This is a genomic window from Arthrobacter livingstonensis (genome assembly GCF_003219815.1).
In the GTDB taxonomy this organism is placed as follows: Bacteria; Actinomycetota; Actinomycetes; order Actinomycetales; family Micrococcaceae; genus Specibacter; species Specibacter livingstonensis.
The window spans coordinates 36,520-54,142 of sequence record NZ_QJVD01000021.1 but is presented as its reverse complement, the minus strand read 5'-3'; the positions used below and the strand labels follow the sequence as shown (position 1 = coordinate 54,142).

Annotated in this window: 12 protein-coding genes; 5 read left to right on the top strand and 7 right to left on the bottom strand. The window is 61.3% G+C overall.

From position 1 onward, the window contains the following. Positions 1-66: 66 nt before the first annotated feature. Genes CVV68_RS17050 through CVV68_RS17040 form a run of 3 tightly spaced genes read right to left on the bottom strand, consistent with a single transcriptional unit; the run spans position 67 to position 6,553 of the window. Complete coding sequence (locus CVV68_RS17050) at positions 67-3,324, bottom strand: type I restriction endonuclease subunit R (RefSeq protein ID WP_110502204.1); 3,258 nt, start codon at positions 3,322-3,324, stop codon at positions 67-69. Between the two features lie 5 nt (positions 3,325-3,329). Beyond that, the gene (locus CVV68_RS17045; protein WP_110502203.1) at positions 3,330-4,550 is read right to left on the bottom strand and encodes a restriction endonuclease subunit S; all 1,221 of its coding nucleotides are present in this window, start codon (positions 4,548-4,550) and stop codon (positions 3,330-3,332) included. Then, positions 4,547-6,553 carry a type I restriction-modification system subunit M gene (locus CVV68_RS17040; RefSeq protein ID WP_110502202.1) on the bottom strand — a complete coding sequence of 669 codons (2,007 nt, stop codon included), beginning with the start codon at positions 6,551-6,553 and terminating at the stop codon, positions 4,547-4,549. Before CVV68_RS17040 ends, CVV68_RS17045 begins: the two co-directional genes overlap by 4 nt. Before the next feature lie 721 nt (positions 6,554-7,274). On the opposite strand from CVV68_RS17040, the gene CVV68_RS17035 reads away from it, so the two are divergent. The 5 genes from CVV68_RS17035 to CVV68_RS17015 all read left to right on the top strand — a co-directional run bounded on the left by CVV68_RS17035 (position 7,275) and on the right by CVV68_RS17015 (position 13,487). Continuing rightward, on the top strand, positions 7,275-8,300 hold the full coding sequence (locus tag CVV68_RS17035; RefSeq protein ID WP_110502201.1) for a DUF4192 domain-containing protein: 1,026 nt from the start codon (positions 7,275-7,277) through the stop codon (positions 8,298-8,300). Between the two features lie 49 nt (positions 8,301-8,349). Beyond that, positions 8,350-8,586, top strand: a complete 237-nt coding sequence (locus CVV68_RS17030; protein ID WP_110502200.1) for a glutaredoxin family protein — start codon at positions 8,350-8,352, stop codon at positions 8,584-8,586. Positions 8,587-8,977: 391 nt separating this feature from the next. After that, a complete protein-coding gene (locus tag CVV68_RS17025; RefSeq protein ID WP_110502199.1) occupies positions 8,978-9,394 on the top strand; it encodes a hypothetical protein in 417 nt (138 codons plus the stop codon). An 8-nt stretch (positions 9,395-9,402) separates the two neighbouring features. After that, on the top strand, positions 9,403-12,939 hold the full coding sequence (mobF, locus tag CVV68_RS17020) for a MobF family relaxase (RefSeq protein WP_170133227.1): 3,537 nt from the start codon (positions 9,403-9,405) through the stop codon (positions 12,937-12,939). A 29-nt stretch (positions 12,940-12,968) separates the two neighbouring features. Then, on the top strand, positions 12,969-13,487 hold the full coding sequence (locus tag CVV68_RS17015; RefSeq protein WP_146238945.1) for a hypothetical protein: 519 nt from the start codon (positions 12,969-12,971) through the stop codon (positions 13,485-13,487). A gap of 74 nt (positions 13,488-13,561) precedes the next feature. Here CVV68_RS17015 and CVV68_RS17010 read toward each other — a convergent pair whose 3' ends face one another. From CVV68_RS17010 to CVV68_RS16995, 4 genes are read right to left on the bottom strand one after another with little or no spacing between them, the layout of a single operon-like run. Beyond that, positions 13,562-14,293, bottom strand: a complete 732-nt coding sequence (locus tag CVV68_RS17010; protein ID WP_110502196.1) for an amino acid ABC transporter ATP-binding protein — start codon at positions 14,291-14,293, stop codon at positions 13,562-13,564. Beyond that, complete coding sequence (locus CVV68_RS17005; protein WP_110502195.1) at positions 14,293-15,801, bottom strand: ABC transporter substrate-binding protein/permease; 1,509 nt, start codon at positions 15,799-15,801, stop codon at positions 14,293-14,295. Before CVV68_RS17005 ends, CVV68_RS17010 begins: the two co-directional genes overlap by 1 nt. Next, positions 15,798-16,823, bottom strand: coding sequence for a formimidoylglutamase (gene hutG, locus CVV68_RS17000; RefSeq protein ID WP_245933606.1), 1,026 nt, complete (start codon positions 16,821-16,823; stop codon positions 15,798-15,800). Before hutG ends, CVV68_RS17005 begins: the two co-directional genes overlap by 4 nt. Next, positions 16,823-17,593 carry an IclR family transcriptional regulator gene (locus CVV68_RS16995; RefSeq protein ID WP_146238944.1) on the bottom strand — a complete coding sequence of 257 codons (771 nt, stop codon included), beginning with the start codon at positions 17,591-17,593 and terminating at the stop codon, positions 16,823-16,825. Before CVV68_RS16995 ends, hutG begins: the two co-directional genes overlap by 1 nt. Positions 17,594-17,623: the final 30 nt, after the last annotated feature.

The following is a 17,623-nucleotide window of genomic DNA, read 5'->3' as shown; positions in this document are numbered from 1 at the left end:
AAATCACGTCAACTCCAACTTCATTTCCATTGACTCGCGGTTTTCGGGAGGGACGAGTTCGAACAGTCACTCCTCGGGATCCACGCGCGGCGTATCAGCATCGGCGTCGTCGTCCATTCGAAGTCGGCGCGACTGATAGAGATACGCGCCGATGAGTCGGATGAACTCGTCGGCCCGGTCGCTCTCTCCGGTGAGCGCACCGGTGAGCTTGCCGAACGCCCCCTCGTTCAGCACCGCGGCATCGGTGAGCGTCTCCCGTAGCTCAGGGGACGACATGAACTGGTCAAGTGCGTTGTGGTCGATTTGGTCGGCTAGGCGCGGATCTTCCTCGGCCATGCCGGCTGCCGCGACAACGAAGCCCTCGATCTGCGGATCGGCGAACTCCGCGCCGAACAGCGCATTGATCCTGGACACGACCTCCGACAGCAGCTCGTGCTGCGGATCCTGCCGCGAGACGTGGGAACCGACGCCCGTGATGCCCTGAATCGACGGGGTGTCCTGGTCTCCGGACAGTCCGATGTCTGCTTTACCTTGGTCGATCTGTCGGACTCGGCGCAACTCCAGTCCTGAGACGTTGACGTTACCGACCTGATCATTGCCAGGCAAAATACGCGTGAGCTGACGCAGGAACTCCACGAGCTTCTCTAGATCGCTCGTGGCATAGTCAACGACCTGGGACATGAAGTCGTACAGGCGCACGTAAGAGCCGCAGTCCTTCTTGAAGGTGCGCAACTCATCGAGGGCTTGTGCGTCCTGCTGCTCGACCGCGTCCGTCCACCGGTTGACGAACTCATCCCGAGCGGGCGTCACTGCCGCCGACAATGCGGCGTGGGACTGAGTCCGCGCCCACCACGCTTCGGCGTATCTCTCGACGTCGGCTGGCGTGTAGATCCGAGCTTGGGTCAACTTTGTCGCGAGGCGGTGGACCAGGTTCGGGTCAGTAGAGGTCTCGACCTTCGCCTCGAGATAGTAGGCAAGGAACGACTTGCGGATGTCAGCGGGATCGTTGACGAAGTCGAGCACGAAGGTGCGGTTCTTTAACTCGCCCGAAGGCGCACGATAGGTCCGGTTGAGCCGTGACAGAGTCTGCACTGCGTGCACGTCGGGCAGCTTCTTATCGACGTACATGGCGCACAATAGTGGCTGGTCGAAGCCCGTCTGGAATTTGTCGGCGACGAGCATCAGACGGAACTCAGGTCGACTGAACTCACGTGCGAGATCCGCACCGAGCCCTGGGTTCATCGTCGCCTCAGTCGCATCGGTGAGTCCGTACTCGTCATCACTGATCTTGTCGCTGAAGGCGACGATGGATTGGTAGCCATAGCCTTTTTGGTTCACGTACTTGTCGGTCTCGAGTTTGTACCGCACCGCCGCCTGGCGTGAATCGGTAACGACCATGGCCTTGGCGTGACCGTCCAGGAGGTGGGCGACGTTGGCGCGGAAGTGCTCGACGATGATCTCGACTTTCTGGCCGACATTCGTGGGGTGCAGATTGGCGAAGCGCATGATCTTGCGCGTCGCCACCTTCGGATCGACGAGTCTGTCCTCGTCGGTGTCAGACCTGTCAGTTTCAGACCCCTCGGCGTCGGACCCACCGGTGGTGATGCTTGTGACGATGCCGCTGTCGTCGTGCTGCTCGATCTCGAAGGCAGTCCGGTAGGTTTGGTAGCCGCGCAGCACGTCGATGATGAACTCCTCTTCGATCGCCTGCCGCATCGAATAGACGTCGAACGACATGGGCTTGCCGTCGTCGTTCTCACGGCCAAAAAGGACCTTCGTTTTGGTTTTCGGGGTCGCCGTGAATGCCAGCAGAGACACATTTCGAGCCCCGGCCCGTGCGGCTGTTTCTACGGCGATCTGCTGCTCTCGCGCGACGTCGGCTTCCACCACCTGGTTGACGATGTCCTGGCTGTCCAGCTCTTCTTCGTTGGTGAGCTGACCACCGTCGGTGAGGACTTTCTTCAGGTCAGCCGCAGTCTTGCCCGATTGAGAGGTATGCGCCTCGTCGATGATTACCGCAAAGTTCTTGTCGCCCAGCGTTGTCTCCAGCAGACCCTTGACATAGGGGAAAGTCTGGATCGTGACGACAACGATGAGGGCAGAACCGGTGAGCGCGTCCAAGAGCGCCCGTGACTTCGACCCGCCAGAGCGCCGCACGACCGTAGAGTCGATGAGGGCGACGGTGCCGACGGTGTCGTCGACCTGCTCGACAGCCTGCTGAAGCTGCGCGTCCAGGACCCGGCGGTCGGAGACGATGAGGACCTTGTCGAACACCTTGGTGTTCGAGGCGTCGTGGAGGCGCGCGAGCCGGTGCGCGGTCCAGGCGATCGTGTTCGTCTTGCCCGACCCGGCAGAGTGCTCGATGAGGTACCGGCTGCCTGGGCCCTCCTCGATGATCCCGTTGACGAGCCTGTTGACTGCTCGCCACTGGTGATAGCGCGGGAAAACCAGTGTTGTGGAGCGCTTGATCCTGCCGGTGGCAGGGTCTTCGTCCGCTTCGGTCTTGAGGAAAATCTGCGAACCGAGGATGGACAACCAAGTGTCGCGTTGCAGGATTTGCTCCCACAAGTACGACGTGGCGGCACCGTCGGGGTTGGCCGGGTTGCCGGCCGCACCTGAGTCATCGTGGCCTCGGTTGAAAGGCAGGAAGTACGTCTTTTCGCCGGCCAGCTTCGTCGTCATGTGCACCTGGTCATCGTCCACCGCGAAGTGCACCAATGCACGGGTACCGAAGCCGAGCAGCGGCTGACCGCCAGGGCTCCGGTCCTTGCGGTACTGGTACACCGCGCTGCGCCACTCCTGCTTGAAGAACGACTTGAGTTCGCAGGTCGCCACCGGCAAGCCGTTGACGAAGAACACGAGGTCGATCGACCGGGAGTCCCCACGTTTCGGGGAGAAGTGCACCTGGCGGACCACTCGCAGGCGCACCTTGCGGTAATGCTCCGTGACCTCGCGATTCAGTGTGGTGGCTGGCTTGAATTGGCACATCCTCAGGTGCGCAGTTGCTCCGCGAGTGTGAGAGAACTTCCTCCGCAGCACGTTCAGCGTGCCGCCACCCGAGCTCATCGGTGTGTCCAGATGGGACACAAGAGAAGATAGCAGCGCCTCACGGTCCATGGCCTCGGCTCTGGTACCGACGCGCACGACTTTGGCGTACTCATCAGGCTGCGTATCGCTAAGCCAGCAGTGGATATCCTCAGGCCAGACCGCCCGCTGTGCGTCGTACCCCTCGTCGGTCTGGCTGTATTCCCATCCATGGGCGGCCAGGTACTCGCCGATCTCGGTCTCAAATGCTTCTTCGCGCGTGCCGTCCGGTGATGCCATAGTCCTCAGGTCCCCTTTAGTGCTGTGCGTACATCGAACTGTCCGGTCACTGCTGCTGTTATCAGCGCCGAGCGCCGTTCCTTGGCCAGTGCTATATGTTCCTCGCCCTTGGCAATCAGTGCGTCAATGCGGTTGGTCTGCTCGTTAAGGTGCTCCACAATCCTGCGCTGCTCTGAATTTGATGGCAAAGGGACAGTCACGTTAGAAATAGTCACCTGGTTAAGGCCGGCAACCGTGGAGCCGACAGACCATCGTTCAAGCTGATTGTGAGCCGCAGACGACTGGAAAAACCACCACAAATACGAGGGAACTGTTGCCGCGGCAGGGCGGAGGAGCATTGAATCTGAGCCGCAAATATAGCCAACCTCCGTCTTAGTCACAAGGGCCGACTTGTCAACCTCACCTTTTCTGCCGAGGACAATATCGCCTAACTCTAGGCGATGTCGACTCAGCTCGGCCGCCTTTTCGCAAGACACTGAGATCGCCAAATCTGGCTCCATCATCCCTCGTTTAATGTGGGACGGATTTATGACAGGAACACCATTTTCCACGTACTCGTTGGCCGACAGCTGAGTACCAAAAGGCCCTGTCTGCGAAAACTTGATAGCGTGCCGGAGGCGACCTTTGACCTTCGAGTCGAACTCCGCGGTTATCACAGTTGCTCGCCGCTCCCGCAGCAGCCCAATGAACTCCTGCTGTTTGGCCACGAGCGCGTCGATCTGGGCCGTCTCCCCGTCAAGATAGTCGGCAATGACGCGCTGTTCGTCGAGAGGTGGCAGAACGAATGGCATGTCCGTAAGCATCCATCGCCGCACTGAATCCACGGTTGTCCGCGCCGAACCGTCCTGCGCCATGAGCCTAAAATAGGACGAGAAGTAGTAGTAGAAGTATCGTGGCATCACACCACGGAAGTTGGTAAGTACATAAACACGCTGATGGGCATGGAATTTGCCACAAACATGGTGGAAAATTTCTCCCACGGCTCCATCACCAGCGGTAAGCACAGCCTCGGTATTGAACGTGAACACTGTGCTACGGAGCGGATTCGGTGATCGGACAAAGAAGTCATAGTCGCCGTCTGGCTCGGCATCCTGAGTGTCGCCTGACCCAGTTGCAACGTCACAGACAAATCGGAGCCTGGTGCTAGACCAGTTTTCGGGAATCTCGGCTAGCCAGCGATTCCCGACAGCTCTAGTCGCACGAGATCGTGACGTCGCGATACTCACGACTCCACCTCGCGGAGCAGCTCCATGATCTCGCCGACAACCCGTTCGAGGTCCGTGTCGATCTCCTCAATGGGCCGCGGCGGGTCATAGGAGTAGAAGTGCCGGGTGAAGGGGATCTCGTAACCTGTCTTGGTCTTGTCCCAGTCGATCCAGGCATCGTCGACGTGGGGCTTGACCTCGGCGTCGAAGTACGCCTGAACGGTCTCATTGAGTGCTTCGTGCGTCTTCGGGTGTCCGCCCCAGCCGAACGGTACGTTCTCGGTGTCGCGCAGCGCAGGGTCAGGCTCGATGTCATCCTTGCTCTTCCCCGAAGCGACACGGCAGTAATCAGCCGTATCGTCATGGACACCGATTGTCTGTAACAGCGTCTTGCGCTGCGCAGGGGTCAGAGTGAGCCCCCGGTCACCTAGGTGCTTGCCGAGCGCTTTGTTGAACTTTTCGCGATTGAGGTACACCGCGTCACCGAACGCATCGAGTGCTACGCCGAGCCCATCGATCGGTCCGAGCTTCTTGTGCTCAGTCACGGTGCTGATCGTCTCGGGCGTGCACTGGAAACGCAGCTGGAGCGGGCGCTCGACTGTGACGGTCCAATAGGCAAAGTCGCGGTTGGAGAAGACCTTTACCGGTACAGCGGACTTGCCGTCCTCGTTCTGCGTCCCGGCGAAGGCCCTAACAATCGCCTCGCGGCTCTCGTCCGAGATCCCGACTCGCTTGGAGCCGACGGATTTGCGCAGCTTCGAGCCCAAACCGGTGGCATCGATGAGCTGGACCTTGCCCTTCCGATCTTCGGATTTCGCGTTCGACAGGATCCAAAGGTAAGTGGCGATCCCGGTGTTGTAAAACATTTCGTTCGGCAACGCAACGATCGCCTCGACGAGGTCGCTCTCCAGCATGTGGCCCCGGATCTCCGAGGGACCCGACCCTGCACCTCCGTTGAACAGCGGAGAACCGTTAAGGACGATGCCGGCCTTGCCTCCACGGCCATTTTCGTCGACATCGCGCAGCTTCGAGGCCACGTGCAGCAGGAATAACATAGCCGCGTCTCCGACCGCCGGCAGACCCGGAGCGAAGCGACCCTGTCCACCGCGGACGTGTTCTTTTTTCACGTCCGATTCGATGGCCTTCCAGTCGGTCCCGAACGGAGGGTTCGACAGCACATAGTCGAAGCGCCGATCCTCAAATTTGTCCACGACAAGCGTGTCTCCCTGACGGACGTTGGCCGGGTCCTGCCCCTTGATGAGCAGGTCCGCCTTGCAGATGGCGTAGGTGCGCGGGTTGATCTCCTGCCCGTACAGAGCCGTCGAAGCGTCGGGGTTGAGATCGTGCAAGTGCTCTTCTGCGACGGTGAGCATGCCGCCGGTGCCGACCGTGGGGTCGTAGATGGAGCGTACTGTGCCGCGCTCGCGTAGCGCGTCAGTATCCTCGTCGTAGACCAGGTCGACTAGGAGGCGCACCACGTCGCGGGGCGTGTAGAACTGCCCTGCGCCGTCATTGGCTGACTCGGCGAACCGGTAGATGAGGTTTTCGAACAGGTCGCCCATGTCGGCATTGGATACCGCGTCCGGCGACAGGTCGATCTGCTCGAAGTGACGGGCTACCTGGGCGAGGCGGTCGCGCGCATCGAGCGTGCGGATGATGTTCTCGAAGTCGAAGGACTTAAACACGTCGAGGTTCGCGGAGAAGCCGCCGACGTAGTCGATGAGGTTGGCCGCCAGGTTATCCGGGTCCTGTAGTGCTTTCTTGAGCGTGTAGTCGCTGGTCGTCCAGAACGAAAGCCCGGCGCTGTCCGCGCTCCGCGTGCGGATCTTCAGGTGCGTGCGCCGCTGCTGCTCGCCCTCATGGGCGGCGACGATCTCGGCCATCGTCTCCCGGTGCGGGGCCATGACGCACTCGAGTCGGCGCAGCACTGTGAAGGGCAGGATGACCGACCCGTACTCGGCATCGGAATAAGGGCCGCGCAGGGTGTCGGCGACACTCCACACGAAACTGGACAAAATAGACACGGCGGGTAGTTCTCCTGATCTAGGAAGACTCTAAGCATGTTTCCTGATCTGGGAAGACGCTGAGCATATCTCTTGATCTTATCCGCGCCATCGGATTTTTCAGCCGCGACACTACATGCCCACTTTTAGGGAAGCGAGTCGAGAGAACTCGTCTGAGTCTCGGGTAACGTGAAAGCGCCCTACGGGCATCGGCACCTCACCGTGGCCCGCGTCCACAGTCCCAGGACGCAATTTACCTACCGTGCCTGCCCCTGTCCTCCTGGCTCTTCCCGCCCACCTCGCTCCGGCACCTAAACCCTGGCAGTCCTCGTGAATCCAATCATGTCGTTCAGCTCCGCCGGCACCATGAATAGGTATGAAGACTGAAGCAAGATGCCGCTGCCGTAATGCCTCAGTAGTTTCATCGGTCAGCACAAACAAACACCACGGTCGATGGACCCACATGAACACACGCCGAACCACGTTGTGCCTTCTGGTACCCCATCATCGCTGGGCGGGCCCTCCACGCAACCAGGGCGCTACGCGCCGGGCCCTCCTCCAAAAATTGTTCCTCGGCGCTCCTGCGTCGCTTATTTCCTCGATACAATTTTTGCCCCGTGCCCGGTTCCCCAAGTTGCATTCCGGCCCCTAATACCCAGCGGTGATTCCTCTTACCAGAAGGCACCAACAGAGCAGGCGGCCGCGAACACCCAGCCACCGAACACACAAGAGGAGCAGAACAATGGAACCGATCAGAATCAGCAGCCCGGCCGACGTCATCAGCTACATGGGCCATAGCCTCGGCTACTGGCCTCAGGAAAGTCTCGTCTGCGTCGCCCTCGACGGGACGACTCTCGGCCCCACCCTCCGAGTGAACCTGCCAGACACCACGGACGTCGGCGAGGCCTACTCCGATCGCGTCGCCCACTACTTTGGCGTCGACCATGACGCCACCGCCGTCCTCATGGCCTTGTTCACCCACCAGCCATGGAGCAAGGGAGGCCCCAAGCCTTTCGCTACCATGGTCCAGGGACTAAGGTGCCACTTCTCGGCGGCCGGGCTGCTCGTCCATCACGTGTGGATCGTCGGCCCCACATCCTTTGTCCCGTACGACGGCCCCAACTCCACCTGCTGCGGCCAGGAGATCCCGCTGGCAGCTCTTGAATCCAGTACCCTCAATGCGGAGCTGGTCTACCAAGGCAGCCTCATCGAACCGAGCGACACGCCCGCCATCCCCGAGCTGACCGCCACCCATGCAGACCACGACGCCGTCGATTCAGCGATGCGATTTATGGCCAGCCACCCGGCCAAGGGCCTGGCCGCGGTCTACCGGCTGTGGATGGAGCTCATTGACCACGGTGCCGAACCCACCCATGACCAGTTGGCCGAGGTCCTTGCGGGCCTGCAGCAGGTGGGACTCCGCGACCAGATCCTGGCCGACATGCCAGGCATCAACGAACCCATGGGATCCACACTGTTTGGCGCCACAGACGAAGCCCCGCAATGGGACCGGATCGACAGATCTGAAAGCCTGCTGCGACAACTGCTAACGATAGCTGCCCCGACACATGCTGCGGCCCCGTTGACGATGCTCGGGCACATTTGCTGGTGGAAGGGCAAAGGAACGGCTGCCGCGAACTACATGCACGTCGCTCTGACATTTGACCCCGACTACCATCTGGCCAGACTGCTGGACCAGATGCTCGGCGCCGGCGCCGTGTCCGGCTGGGCCCAGCACAAACACACCGCATACCGGAACCCCCACTAACAGGTCCACGGAGCCCACCAAGAAACCCGAAGAAAGTGAGGTGAGGGACATGAGGATCACGGTCTACAGCAAGCCGGGCTGCCAACAATGCAAGTTCACCTGCCTCACACTGGACCACGCCGGCATCCCCTACAAGCTCGTAGACCTGACAACCAACGCCGCCGCCCTCGAATACGTCCAAGACCTCGGCTACTCTCAAGCGCCGATCGTTGTCGTCATCGACCACCACCACTGGTCAGGATTCAACCCCACCGAAATCGAACGACTCCGCCTCGCCATCCAATAGTCACCGCCCAATGGGAAATCCAGTGCCGCATGACAACCTCATGCGGCACTCCCCTGCGCCACCAACATTCCCTTGCCCATCACTGCAGCCAGATGCCACCAAAGCCAATCCCTCAGCAAATTCGCCGCCCCCACCGTGCTGCTGCCGCAACCAAAAAATACTTCACACGTCTGGCATCCAAGGTTTGGGCGTCAGTTTCGGACACGTCGTTCACTCACGTCGTTGAGGTTGGCTGGCCCCATGAACTGGTATGAATACCAAAAATTGCAGGCAATGTGGGACCGCTTTTGAACCGGGGCGCGTGTCCCAGCAATATTGTTCCCCCTCATGCTCACGCCGTCACCGGGACTGGGAGTGGCAAGACCGGAAGCACACGCAGGCGTCACGCCGGTTGAAGACTCAGCTGGCCGCCGCCGTCACCGAAAACCGTGTCAACTTGGAAGCTGCTACCGACAAGTGCCAGCGGCAGCTGTCCGAGGCCCGGCAAACGGCGCGAAACCAACTCGAGACCCAGACCAACCGGCACGAGCAAGAACTCGAAAAGCTTCGCACCCGTTTGCGGGACCTGGCCACCATCAACGTCGACATTGCTTGCGAGATGCCGGAGTTGAAGGCCCAGATCACCGAGCTGCAACTGGAGAACGCCCGGCTGTTCCACGGCCAGCATGCCGACTACCAGGAACTGCTGCAGATCGCCGGCAGGCTGTTTGAGCTCTCCTCGCGGCTTGGTCTCCCGCTCGACAAAGCCACGAAGGAGATCTTCCAACGCCGAGGCTGGCGGTCCAACACCCTCGTTCCCGAACAATGACAGTCTCCATGGCGCGGCTGACAGCCGACGCCGGACTGAAATACCTGCTTAGGACCACCATGCAGGCCGACCTCATGAAACCCATCAACGACGCCACCAGCTATTACGTCAAAGCTGGCACTCCGCAGGGACGCTGGCTCGGCCAAGGACTTGCGGGTATCGACCGCCAAAAACTGCAACCGGTCACGGCCGCAGAGGCCAAAGCTGTCTTCTCCCTCGCCCAGCATCCCGATACACAGGCGATCCTCGGCCGGCCCCACAGCCAGACCACCGTTACCGCCCGCAACGGCGAGGAGCAACATCGCCACGGCGTCGCCGGCTTCGACCTGACTTTTAGTGTTCCTAAATCCGTCTCCGTTCTCTGGGCCCTGGCCGACAAGGACGTCCGGCAACAAATCCTTGACGCCCACCATCGGGCCGTCAGCACCGTCCTTACCTGGCTTGAGCAGGAAGCGATCCATACACGAACTGGACGCAACGGCGTCGTCCACGTCGGCACGAGGGGAGCTATTACCGCCGCGTTTGACCATTGGGAATCCCGCGCTGGCGATCCTCAACTCCATACCCACCTGATCATCGCCAATCGAGTTCAGCGCCGTAGCGACGGCGCATGGGCGACCATAGACTCACGAGCATTGTTCAAGGCTGTCGTCGCCGCCAGCGAACACTACAACGGGCTCCTCTTCGACGAACTACGCCGCGACCTCGGCACCGATGCGGACTTCCGCTCCCCCACCACGGCCCAACGAAACCCCAGCCACGAACTCAGCGGCGTCGACAACGCGCTCATCAGGGAATTTTCCAACCGCAGCCGTCTCATCGACGCCGAAACCGACAAGCTCACCCAGAGCTGGACCTACGGACACGGCCGAAAGCCGACCGCCACAACGATTATCAAGCTGCGCCAGATCGCCACACTATCCACACGCAAGGCCAAGGATGAATCCCCCACACCGCTCGATGAATTGCGGGTCAGCTGGCGAAACCGGGCATGTGCCGCAGGGCAGAACCCGGGGACCGTCGTCGAACGCACCATCCACCGCTCCCGGCAACGGCCCGTCCGTGCCTCGGATCTCTCCCCCGCATGGGTTGACGCAGCCGCCGCCCTGACCCGCGACGGCGTCGCCCGGCGCAGGGCCACCTGGAACCGCTGGAACCTCTTCGCAGAGGCTGAACGCACCTGCGCCGACATCCGCTGCCACTCCTCCGCCGACCGCCGCTTCATCATCGACGCCGTAACCGCTGCCGCGGAATCCCAATCCGTTCTGCTCACCAAGGTCCGCTACCGGCTTCCGATCAACGCCGCCGAGGATCTCGCATACGCCGGGCGCAGCGCCTTCGACTTCCCCGGCGCACGCCTCTACACCGACGCCAGCACACTCGCCAACGAGCAACTCATCATGCAGGCAAGGAACGACGACGGAGGGCCAGCCGCGCGTTCAGCTGAGACTTCCGCACAACTCACCACCTACCGACACCGGGCTGGCTACCAGCTCGCGTCGGACCAGCTCACAGCGGCACTTGCCGTCCTCACCAGCGGCCACAGACTCGATGCCATCGTTGGACCTGCCGGGTCGGGAAAGACCACCACCATGGCGGCCATCAAGGCCGCCTGGGAAGAGGACCATGGTGAGGGCAGCGTCGTCGGACTTGCGCCTGCGGCAGCCAGCGCCGAAGTCCTGGCGAAGGAACTCGGCATCACTGCCGAGAACATCGCCAAATGGCTCTACGAAAGTCTCGGACAAGGTGCCAACAACAGGGCCGACCGCTTCCGTGCACTGGAGTCCACGCGGCGAGGAAGGCACGGCGCGGTGGCACCGCAGCTTGCCAGCCTGTCCCTCCAGCAGTCACTGTGGCAGTTCAAGGAAAACCAGCTCATCATCGTCGATGAGGCATCCATGGTCTCGACCATCCAACTCGCAGGTCTGGTCCACCAAGCCCGGGATGTGGGAGCCAAACTCCTGCTCGTCGGCGATCCAGCCCAGCTCGACGCGATCGACGCCGGCGGCATGCTTGGCTGGCTGCACCGGGACGGCAACGCCGTCGAGCTGACCAGCATCCACCGCTTCACTCATAATTGGGAGGGTCCGGCGTCTTTGCAGCTTCGGGAAGGCAACATCGACGCCGTCGACCTGTACGCAGCTCACGGCCGCATCCAGCATGGTGACTTCACGGACATGGTCGAGAATGCCTACGCGGCATGGGCAGGCGATCAACGCGGCGGCAGATCATCCATCCTCATCGCCCCGGACAACGACACCGTGACGACCCTGAACGAGCGGGCGCACGCCGCCCTGGTTGAATCGGGGATCGTCGATGCCGAGCACACTGTCGCCCTCGCCGACGGCCTGACCGCAGGCCGCGGCGACATCATCATCGCCCGCAAGAACAACCGCAAACTGACCGACAGCAATGGCGACTACCTGCGCAACGGCACCCTCCTGCGGATGACCAAGCGACCCCGCAGGGACGGGACCATCACAGCCCGTCGCCTGGACACCCGTGCCACCATCAACCTTGACGCCGTTTATCTCGGTACTTCCGCCGAGTTGGGCTATGCAACCACCGCGCACCGTTCCCAGGGCATCACCGTGGACACCAGCCACATCGTCCTGACGCAAGGCTGCCTCACCCGCGAGCTTTTTTACGTCGGCATGACCCGCGGCCGCAACAGCAACACCGTCTACGTCTGCGAGTCCAGCCCCGTTCTCGACGAACCCGCCATGACCGGCGCAATCTCCGACTGGCGCCAAATCCTTGGTGAAGTCCTTTCTGCCGAAGGAGCCGAACGCACCGCCCACGAAGTCCGTCAGGCTGAAACCGCCAAGGCAGACACCCTCCTGAGTCTCGCCGCCGAATACGACTACCTCGCCCAGCTGGCCGCCGCCGAACACCTCACGGCCGCCATCTCCAAGATGATGCCCGACGTCGTCACCCACCTTCAGAAGTCGCCCTCCTGGGGTGCGGGGGTCGCCGCCTGGCGCCGCGCCGTTGCCATCAATACAGGTGCCGCGCAGCGGGTACTGGATGGCGCGCTGCGCCATCCAGGCGACGCTCAGGACCACATGGCCGTCATCCACGCGCGGTTGCGCCGGAATGCAGGCGACGGCGTCGGCGAGCCGCTGGGAACCTTGAACGAGCAACTATTCACAGTGCGGTTGGACCTGCAGGACATGTTGGATCAGGTACGGTCCCGCACGATCAACCGCCGGGCCCTCGTCGCCAGGGTAGCCCTGATGGACAGGCCCCATTGGGTAAGCAGACTGGAATCCACCGTCGGACCCACGATCGATGCCAGACGCTGGGCAACTGTCGTCGGAGAGGTCGCCGCATACCGCGACCGCTGGGACATCGAAACCCACGTCGACCCACTCGGTCCCGATCCGTCCAATTATGAATGGGAGCAGACACAAGAACGTGCCGAGCTTCAGCGGCGAATCGAGTCCATGCCGAACGTAAACGCACGTATTCCGGAGAGGGATCGTCCGCCGCTGCCGGCACCAATTGTGCACAGGCCACTTACCGCCGTCGGACCCTCGCTCTAGACTGGATCTCGAAAGGAAGCGTGGCGGTCATGAACCCTATGATCAAACCGAAAGTAGTCTCAACGCCCCTCCTCGTGTGGAGCGTCCTGGTAGGCCTGTGCACGCTGTACATGGTGCCAGCGACCGTCGCGAACTGGCCGGCGTCACCGTGGATGACGACCGTGGCTTCGATACTTCTCGTCTTGGCCCTAGTGCTGGCACTTCGTTGGATCGCCAAAGTCCGCCGAGCCAGCCGTTGGAACACGAACGCGCAACGGCTGTGGCAGGAACTCGAAGCAGCCAAACGGAATGGCACCACGACCACCGAAGTCACCGTCCTCAGCGTCCAGGAAGTGCAGCCCACGGGCGCATGGGTGACCATCAACTGGGACCAATTCGGCTATCGGCAGCCCGCGTGGATCGAAGGCGGTGGCGGCACGTACTGGCCAGGCTCCGTCCTGCTCATCACACCCGATCCAAACCAGGTCCACATCGGCCAGCCTTGGCCACCAACGTACAGGATTGCAGAGACCGACTGCCGAGCTGTTGCTCCGGCAAGCGGGCATTGAACCAATACGCGAAGACAACCGCTGCTCCTGACCGGCCCCGCACTTCCTTTGTTCAGTGAGGTCCGCCGCGGGCGTCAGAGGACCTTGTCGAGGAACTCCCTGACGCGGGGATTAGTGTTATCTTCGCCGAAGAACTCTTCAGGGGGCATGTCTGCGGCAATGACTCCGCCGTCGATAAAGACCACTCGATCCGCTACTTTCCTGGCAAAACCCATTTCGTGCGTCACGACAATCATGGTCATACCTTGGCGTGCCAGGTCGGTCATGACGCCAAGGACATCCTTGACCACTTCGGGATCGAGTGCGCTGGTGGGCTCGTCGAACAGCATTAATTTCGGGCTCATGGCGACTGCACGGGCGATGGCGACGCGCTGCTTTTGGCCGCCGGAGAGCTGACTCGGGTACGCGTTGGCACGGTGGGTCATGCCGACCTTTTCCAAAAGCTCCATCGCGTGGGCTTCGGCCTCGGCCTTGGTCTTTCCCAGCACGTTGATTTGTGGCAGCACGACGTTGCGCAAGGCCGTCAGGTTATGGAAGAGGTTGAACTGTTGGAAGACCATCCCCATGCGGGAGCGAAGCCGGTCCAAGTTGACGTTGGGAGCCAGCAAATCCTCGTCGTCGAACAAGACGTGCCCAGACGTGGGCCTTTCCAACAGGTTCAAGCAGCGGAGGAAAGTTGACTTGCCGCCTCCGCTGGGGCCGATGACGGCCACTACCTCGCCGGGCTCGATGGTGAAGTCGATACCTTTGAGTACGTCCAAGGTGCCAAACTTCTTTGTGATGGCTTTGGTGGTAAGTAGAGCCATTAGATGTATACCGCCATTTTCTTTTCGAGGGTGCTTGCGATGAAGCCGATGATGTTGGTGATGACGTAGTAGACAAGACCAATAAAGATGTACACGGTCAGGGCATCAAAGGTGCGGGAGATGATGGTTTGGCCGACCAGGAACAGTTCGCTAATGGTCACGAAGGACACCAGCGCCGAGTTCTTTGTCAGAGATACAAACTCATTGCCCAGTGGTGGAAGCATGCGCAGGAACGCTTGCGGGACGATGATGTGCCGGAGGGCGGCCCCGGAGCTCATGCCACAGGATCGCGCAGCCTCCATCTGTCCCTTGTCTACTGACTGGATAGCGCCGCGGACAATTTCCGTCACGTACGAGCCGCTATACAAGCCTAGGGCGAGTACGCCGGCCACCATAGGCTGCAGCTGCACGCCAAGTTGAGGGAGGCCAAAGTAGATCATGAAGAGCTGCACTATGAATGGCGTGCCTCGGATGATGGACACATATGCCGTACCGACCCAGCGAATCGGGCTGATTTTGGACAGCTTGGCAAAACCGCCCAGCATGCCGAACGCAAGGCTCAACACCAGAGACATGCCAATGATTTCCATGGTGGTGACAAAGCCGTTCCATAGCGGGCGGGCTGAGTTGGTGATAGATGAGATGTTGATCAGCGCGTGCGCCTTGGCGGGGCCGCTGGCGGCGGTGGCCTCGTCGCCAAACCATTTGGCGGTGAGCTTGTCATACCCGCCGTCCTTCTTCATCGTGGCCAAGGAGGCATTGAACGCATCCTTGATGGCGGTGTCCGATTTTTGGAACGCGTAGCCGTAGTTTTCGTTGGTGAGCCGTTCGCCCACCTGCTTCAGGCCGCCCTGCTGGTGGATGAAGTAACGTCCGGCGGGCTGGCCGGTGACCACGGCGTCGGCCTGGCCCAGCTTGACGGAGGAGAACATCTGGTCGTTGGTCTGCACCTGCACCAGCTGCGCCTTCGGCTGGTTTTGCTCCAGCCACTCCACGGACTTGGTGCCCACCTGCACGGCGACCTTCTTGCCGGCCAGGTCGGCCAGCGACTTCACCGTGGTGTTGTCCTCGCCGACGAACATGCCCAGGCCGCCCGGGTAGTAGACGTCGGAAAAGTCGATGGCCTTGGCGCGCTCGGCGCTAATGTAGATGGCGGAAGCGCCCACGTCTATTTGGTTCGCTTGCAAGGCAGGGACGATGTTGCCAAAAGGCATTTGGATGAATTCGACGTTCTTGATACCAGATTTCTTCGCCAGTGCCCGGATCAGGTCAATGTCAAAGCCCATCTTTGCCCCGTTGGCGTCAGTGAACTCGAACGGCGGGAAAGTGGCGTCGGTGCCGACTCTCAGGGTCTGGTTCCCGGACTGCAGCGCAGTGAGTTTGGCGGAGGAGGATCCGGGGTCCGTGGAGGGCGCGGCTGTGGCGGCCTGAGCCGCGATGCCGGTGAAACCGATGAGGGCGGCCAGCAGGACAACCCACCAGCGGTGGCGGGCAAATAGAACTTTCACAGGGACTCAATTCCAGGTTGGGGCGAAGTTGACGGTCGGGTCGGCACATCCCACATGAGTGCCGAGTGTTCTGTGGCGATCGTGTGGACCAATCGGGCCGCGGCCCGGGGGGTTCGGCCGTCGATGTCAAAGCGCGGGTTCAGTTCCACGATGTCGACGTGCGCCAGCTTGGGTGATCGTGCCAGTTGCCGGCAGATCGCCAAAATAACCTCCAGAGGCACACCCAATGAGGCGGGTGCACTGACCCCGGGAGCGACATGAGCTGGCAGAACGTCAAGGTCAATGGTGAGGTAGACAGTGTCCACTATTTCCAGGAAGCGGTCCACGAACGCCATGACGGTGGGAAGGGCGGCGCTGCCGCAGTCCTCGTCGAGCATGTGCTCCACGCCCAGGCTCGATGCGGTCCGGAACAATTCCAGCGTGTTGTTGGCTTCGCTGATACCCAACACCCGGTAGGTGAAATCGCGTCCTGCGGCCATCTCGAGTTCTGCGATTTGCCGGAACGGCGTCCCCGACGACGGGATCGGATCGGCCCGCAGATCAAAGTGGGCATCAAGATTGATGATGCCCAGTCTTTTGCCATCAACTGCCCCGGAGCCAACGAGGCCCAGATAACTGCCAAAGGCAGTTTCATGGCCACCGCCAAACACGATCGGCAAGTGACCCGCCTGAATCGCCGCAGCAACCACGTGGCCAAGTCGTTCCTGGCCTGCTTCCAGGGTCCCTTGCGCGACTGAGACGTCGCCGAGGTCGCAAGCCGTGAGCTGGTCCGGTGCTGAAAGCGATGCCAGTGCGGCGCGGATGGCGGCAGGCGCGTCGGCAGCTCCCGGGCGCCCCTTGTTTCGGCGCACCCCCTCGTCGCTTTGAAAGCCAATGACAGCCAGTCCGCCTTGCCGATCAGTTCGTCGTGCGGCGCCACCCGGCGGGGACATTGACGCGTTGATGACATGGTGCCATCGTCGGTGCTCCAGTTCAGGACCGTCGTCGCGGCCGCTCCACTGGGCGGGTGTAAGTTCGGGCATCATGGCATTCCGTTTTCTGCTGCGTTGAGTATGAGGGCGGCCGCCTTCGTGGCGGAGATGAGTCGTTTTTCGTTCCGTATGGCTCTTAGGGACGGGGCCATGGTGCTGAGCGTGCCGGAGAGATGCCCGTCGGGGCCGAAGATCGGAAAGCTGACTCCCCAAACGCCAGGATCGACGGCACCTTGGGTCAGCGCAAAGCCGCGTGCGGTGGTGATATCAAGATCACGGCGCAGAGAGGCGGTGGCGTCGGCGTCCAGCCCGAGCACTGAAATCGCTTCGGTTCGTTCGTTATCCGACAGGTAGGCGAGAAGGGACAGCGCACTAGCTCCCCGGTGCAGAGGCTGCGACCGCCCGGCGGAATAGCTGCAACTAAGCATTTGCGGTCCTTCAACGGCTTCCACGCACAAGGCCTGGTTTCCGCTGACGACGAGGTAGGCAGACAACTCCTGCGTCTCATCAGAAAGTTGCTGCAGTCTGGCCACAATGCGGCTCGTGATGATTGATTCCTGCCGGAAGTTGGCAGCCAGCTGCAGGGTTGCCGCTCCTGCCGAAAACTGTCCGCGGCTATTCGCTGGTGCCACGAGTCCTGCCTGGATCAAGGAGGACAGGTGTCGATACACCGCACTGGTTGGAATGCCTGTCCGTACACCGATTTGCGCGGCGGACAGGACCTGGGCCGAGGCAAACTGGAGGAGGATTTCAAGAACTCGTGACGGTACGCCCGATTGCGCCGGAGAGTCGGCGGCTGAACCCGCTCGATATTCAATCATGAAAGCGACACTAGTGTCTGTAATCACAGG